We start from the raw sequence: 5,271 nt of genomic DNA on the forward strand, positions 1-5,271 counted from the left end.
TGCTTCGCGTCTGCCTTCGTTCCACTTCCAGACGAGAACCGAGACGGTGGCCGGTCGTTTTTCCGCTTTTAACGGGAAAAGCCAACTCCGTTTCGCCGGTTCCGGCTCGCATAGCCCCCCAAGGTGGAGAAACGCGCGAGCACCGATGCGATATATCGCCTCCCCGTCTTTCCTTCACCCGGGTGAGCGATGCGTCCCTGCCCTTCGCAAGAGAAGAGCGATTCGGGGACCTGGCCGCCTTCACTAAACTACGGCCTCGGGTAACTGACCCTGGCCAAAATCTGTCTGCCGGGATCTCCCGTTACGCACCAACCGTTAGCACACACGGAGAGGCGCGTTCTTGCGGAACCTTTTAAAGATAACAAGAAACTGGGATGGGGTCAACGAATTCAAGCCCATCCCACGTGCAATTTGATTCACTACCGGATGTTTTTCAATACCCAGGCACCATTCTCGAGTGAAAAATCGGCCTCTTTCTTCGTGCTCAGCCTATTTCCGGGGTTGTGCGCGATATCCTGCAGCACCTGTGGAACGCCGGTCAGGTTCACTCCCTCGGTGTAGTTCCCCATTTTGGATGTGCCGGATCCTCCCATCATCTCGTCCTGGAGATCGCCCATGTCGTGCGCCCTCAGGTGGTTGGCAGCTACGGTTGTCACCATGATCGTGTAGTCTTTGTCATCCAGGTTTGCCGGACGCCATTCGATCACTTCACCGCCACCGGGTAGTGTGACCGCCTTTTTTCCCTCTGGCGTCAGCTTGAAATCTGCCCAGATTTTGTTGGGATAGACCTTCGTTCTCTCCCAAAGTTTCGCCGTGGCACCGCTCAGCATTCCCGGATCATTTACCAGGATGTTCGTGCCGACCGGAGCCATCTGGTCGTACTTTGCCTGTACGAGCGTCAACGCCTGGGTTGGTGTCAGGTCCGGGGCGGACTTGCAACCCGCCACAATCAATCCCGAAATTCCCAGAAACACCACACCTAAGGTCTTCCAATTCAACATTTTTCTCACACTCTCTCCCTACAAGCACCGGCAGGGTCAAATTCCCAACGACCCGCCATTTTTCTCTTACTTTCGCGCGCTGTCAATGGAGTTGCATGTGATATCGGGCACATAACAGTGGATTTCACCTAAATTCGCGTGAATTCAGCCGGTTTCAAATGCAAAAAGAGGTCTTCCCGCCTGCCGGTTTATTGCGCGGCCAACCGCTGCATCAGGAGATCCAGAAAGCCCTTCTCGTTTGACTGGAGACACACCTGCGCATTGGGCGCCCCCGGTCCAACGCTGGTCAGGCCCTTGCCATCAACATTGATATGCATGGGCTTTGCCGGACACAAATCCGGCCGAAATGTATAGGTCACCGCGACCGGGTCAAAGAGCGTCGGGGTGGGGCTGTGCGACGGAGTGCCGGCCATCCACTGGTGATAGAGCAGCGTCAACTGGTCCGTCAGCGGAGAACCGTGCGCGAAGATCGCCTCCCGGTCTTTTGCATCGAGAGGCACCTGCGTCGAATCCAGCGGCATCATGAAGACGGGCACTCCCGAAGCGAGCAGGGCCTTTGCACCGGCGGGATCGCACAGGATGTTCCACTCCGGCTGCGGTGGATTCGGCTTGCCCTGCGCGTCTGTGCCATAGCCGCGTTCAATGCTCCCGCCCATGATCACCACCCGCTTCAGCTTTTTGAATGTGGCCGGATCGTGCGCGATCGCCGACTGAATCGTGAAGAGCGGCCCGATGCCGATGAGCGTGATTTGACCGGGATGCTCTCGCGCCTCCTTGAGGATGAACTCTGCTCCATCGCCGAACTTCCTGTCAGGATCGCGCCGTGCGTAAGCTGCCTGCGTCATCGGGTTGTCGGTCTTGGTTGCCGGGCCGGCAAAGACGGGAATGTCACTCCGTCCGACCGCGGCTAAATACCGGTCCAGCAACCGCGCCCGCTGTTCTGTATTGCCGAATGTCGTGGTTACCCCAAGGATCTTCAGCTCGGGACTCTTCAATGCCAGTGCCAGCGCAAACGCGTCATCGATGTCGTCGCCGATATCGGTGTCGATTATGACCAGTTGCGCAGATGCAGGGGTTTGAGCCAGGGTCTGTGCAGCAGCAACGTGCACCGCGCTCAAATGAGCGATCACCATCATGGCAATTGCAATCGCAGCGAACAGCGATACGCTCGATCTCTTCACACGATTCACTTGGTCTACCCTTCCCGTACGCCTGAAACGCAACTCAATCACGAATTCGCACACTACTCCACTGTCAGCAGGCGCTGCGAATCGATCTTCGCTGCGTCGAGCTGAATATCGAACCCCGGCCCTGTCGGCTGCGCAATGTGCGCCTGCTCGACCGTCATCGGATTCTTCTCGAAGTGCTGATAGTGTCGCATCTTCGTCACCAGGTACTCGCCCAGCGGAAATGTCATTGGCGACTGGCTGAGAATCACGTGCACCGCCGCGTGCAGGCTGTGCCCATGCGGGATCACGCGGACATCGTGCAGCGAAGCCACAGTGCCTATCTTCACCAGTTCGCTGACACCGCCGCACCATTCAGGATCAGCCTGCACCACGGACAGCGTGCCGGCCTGCAGATAACGTTCGACCTCCCAACGTCCGTAAAAGTGCTCGCCAGATGCCAGGGGAATCGTTGTGCCCCGCCTTATAGCCGCGAAGCTGTCGATCTTCTCAGGATGTGTGACCTCTTCCATCCAATATGGACGATATTGCTCGACCTGGTGCGCCCATTCGAGCGCGTAATCCTGGTCCCATCCGCTGTAAGCGTCGAACATGATCTCGTAGTCCTCGCCCAGCGTTTCGCGGAGCGTCTTTACAAGTTCAACGTTTTTCCGCATGCCTTCCGGCCCCGAGCCTGGACCATACCCCATGAACCACTTCTGATAGCGAAACCCCTGATTCTTCAGTTCGATCGCACGCTTGCGAACAGCATCAAGTTCCAGCGAGAAGCCCAGCGCGCTGGCATACATCTCAACTCTGTCGCGCGAAGGTCCGCCGAGAAGCCGCCAGACAGGCACTCCATAGAATTTGCCGCGCAGGTCCCACAGCGCATTGTCCACAGCGCTTATGGCCATCATGAATATGCCAGCTCTCGATTGGCGATTTGACCGGTACATCTGGTCCCACACAATCTCACCGGCCAGCGCGTCTTTTCCGATCAGGAAGTGCTGCAAATCTTCGAGAACGATAGTTGCCGGCTCGCGCTCAATCGGTCCGTACAGTCCTTCCAACCCAGCCGATGTGCGGATGCGGATGTAGATCGCCTCGTACTGCACTTCGCGCGTTCCATCTGGCTTGTCCTTATATGGAGCGGGCCTGAGCGCGTCATACACATCCAGAGGATTGACTTGCGGCTGATGGTCGACACCAGCCTCTTCGGTGTAATGGCCATGCAGTTCCAACAGCTCAACCGCATCGATCTTCAGCGCCGCCAGTCCATCTGGAGGGTCAGGGCAGCGAACAGCGCCAGCAGCAACGCCCGTCGCCATAGACGACCCGGCGAAGGCACTTACAGCCGTCAATCCACTGAGAAAGTTGCGGCGATTGATTCCCATATCAGGCATCTCCCGACCCTCAAAACGCAACTCTTTAGTTGCCCTTCTGGAGTGCAGCTACAATCTTATCCGTATCGTAGACGCATCCTCCCCATACGCCGCCACTCGCATCGACCAAAGCGGCCCAGAGGCGCGTGTCATCCGGAAGGTCCGGATGAGGCTGCAGGTCCGGTCGCGGCTTTCTGGCCGCCAGAGAGCGCGCACCCTCCTCTGCGCTGAACACACCAGATTGGTTGCCGACCAGGTTTACCGATCCCGTGAGCTTTTTCCGGTCGATCGTGATCTCGAGCTGATCGCCATCTTCGACCTTGCCGATTGGACCACCTGCAAGCGCCTCGGGCGAAATATGCCCGATGCACGCGCCGGTTGAAACGCCGCTGAAACGCGCATCAGTCAGCACGGCCACATGCTTGCAGTGCGGCAGTTGCTTGAGTGCCGATGTCACCTGGTATGTCTCCTGCATTCCTGCGCCTTTTGGTCCGCCGCAGATCAGCACAACTACGTCGCCGTGCCCGATCTGGCCGGCTTTGATCGCGGCAATTGCGGCTGCTTCTGTCGTAAATACACGAGCAGGGCCGCGATGGCGATATGTATTGTCTTGGCCGATCAGGGAAGGGTCAATTGCCGTGCTCTTGATGACTGCTCCTTCAGGCGCAAGATTTCCGATGGGAAAGCAGATTGTTGGTGTGAGGCCGTGGGCACGCGCCCGGTCCGGCGTCATGATCACGTCCTCAGAATCGACGCCATCCAGTTCATTTAATCTTCGCCGCAGAGTGTGCCGGCGCTCGCTGTCGCGCCACCAGTCGAGGCTGGAATCGAGCGTATCCCCGCTGACAGTGCGTACGCTGCAGTCCAAAAGCCCTGCCGCGCGCAGTTCGAGCATTACCTCGGGCACGCCGCCGGCGAGAAACACCTGCACGGTCGCAAATCCTCGCGGACCATTGGGCAGCGCGTCCACGAGCCGAGGTACTTGGCGATTCACCTGCTCCCAGTCCGAGCGCGTTGGCCGTTGCAAGCCGGCCGAAAAGGCTATGGCAGGCAGATGCAGCAGGAGATTTGTAGACCCGCCAAAGGCCGCATGCAGCACCATCGCGTTGCGTACCGCTGCGGCTGTGAGCACATCGCGGACGCCGAGCCTATGTTCGTGCAACCGAATGATTGCGCGTGCGGAACGTTTTGCCGCGTCGAGCCAGATGGGCTGACCGGAAGGCGCCAAAGCCGTATGCGGCAAAGATAATCCCAGTGCTTCGCCGACAACTTGAGCGGTCGCGGCGGTACCTAAAAACTGACAGCCGCCGCCGGGCGATGCGCATGTGCGGCATCCCACTTCTGCGGCGTATTCGAGCGTGATCTGTTGCTGCGAAAATCGCGCCCCGATGGTCTGCACCTTGCCTGCGTCTTCGCCTGCTTCTGGCAGCAGCGTCACTCCACCGGGTACCAGCACTGCGGGAAGCGAACCGGCCGACGCCAGAGCCATCATCATTGCCGGCAGTCCCTTGTCGCAGGTCGCCACGCCGAGTACGCCTTTACTCGTAGGCAAGGAGCGCATCAGTCGTCGCAGGACCATTGCTGCGTCGTTGCGAAAAGGCAGGGAGTCCATCATGCCTGTCGTACCCTGCGTGCGCCCATCGCAGGGATCGGTGCAAGCCCCTGCAAACGGCACCCCATGGAGCGCTTTCAACTCGCGCGCGGCCTCGGCAACCAGCAGGC

4 protein-coding genes are annotated in these 5,271 nt (G+C 58.8%); all 4 read right to left on the reverse strand.

Going from position 1 to position 5,271, the window contains the following annotated elements; translation table 11 throughout:
- Window positions 1–419 precede the first annotated feature (419 nt).
- Window positions 420–1,001: a hypothetical protein gene (locus tag WA354_RS19480; RefSeq protein ID WP_472814685.1), complete on the reverse strand. Its 582-nt coding sequence runs from the start codon at window positions 999–1,001 to the stop codon at window positions 420–422.
- A 188-nt stretch (window positions 1,002–1,189) separates the two neighbouring features.
- Window positions 1,190–2,191 carry a nucleoside hydrolase gene (locus WA354_RS19485; RefSeq protein ID WP_472814686.1) on the reverse strand — a complete coding sequence of 334 codons (1,002 nt, stop codon included), beginning with the start codon at window positions 2,189–2,191 and terminating at the stop codon, window positions 1,190–1,192.
- A 53-nt stretch (window positions 2,192–2,244) separates the two neighbouring features.
- On the reverse strand, window positions 2,245–3,561 hold the full coding sequence (locus tag WA354_RS19490; RefSeq protein WP_472814687.1) for an enolase C-terminal domain-like protein: 1,317 nt from the start codon (window positions 3,559–3,561) through the stop codon (window positions 2,245–2,247).
- A gap of 34 nt (window positions 3,562–3,595) precedes the next feature.
- Window positions 3,596–5,271 (reverse strand): YjhG/YagF family D-xylonate dehydratase (locus WA354_RS19495; protein WP_472814688.1); only part of this gene is annotated, 1,676 nt, incomplete at its 5' end.

Source organism: Occallatibacter sp. (assembly GCF_049802275.1).
Classification (GTDB): Bacteria; Acidobacteriota; Terriglobia; order Terriglobales; family Acidobacteriaceae; genus Telmatobacter.

What these genes read in the sequence shown, in the direction of transcription:
- WA354_RS19480 (WP_472814685.1), bottom strand. Translation starts at nt 1,001, where the DNA reads ATGTTGAATTGGAAGACCTTAGGTGTGGTGTTTCTGGGAATTTCGGGA.
- WA354_RS19490 (WP_472814687.1), bottom strand. Translation starts at nt 3,561, where the DNA reads ATGGGAATCAATCGCCGCAACTTTCTCAGTGGATTGACGGCTGTAAGT.